This window comes from Chitinimonas violaceus (assembly GCF_052601015.1).
Genome location: NZ_JBQXDJ010000318.1, coordinates 1 through 252, shown reverse-complemented (window position 1 = coordinate 252; position 252 = coordinate 1). Strand labels below are relative to the sequence as shown.

The window sequence follows — 252 nt, the reverse complement described above, 5'->3', positions numbered from 1 at the left end:
GGGCTATGCCGCCAAGGATTGGAAGACGGCCATGAACCAATTCGCTATTCTTTACGCGGATCGGTTTATTCGATCATCCGTGTGAATCTCAAACCCGCCTTGAACACGGAAATCCTGACACCCCCCCAACCACGCAAAAGAACGCTCCACTATCCAACGCTTCGGCATCACCGCAAACCGATGCAGCTCACTACGCTTGGCTATTTGCACTGTCGCCCCCACGCAAGCTTGCACACCCTGAGCAAACGGCTG

At 54.8% G+C, this 252-nt stretch carries 1 pseudogene; it reads right to left on the bottom strand.

The features are described 5' to 3' along the window. Positions 1-126: 126 nt before the first annotated feature. Positions 127-252, bottom strand: a pseudogene (locus ACUHMQ_RS21425) (IS5/IS1182 family transposase); the annotation flags it as partial.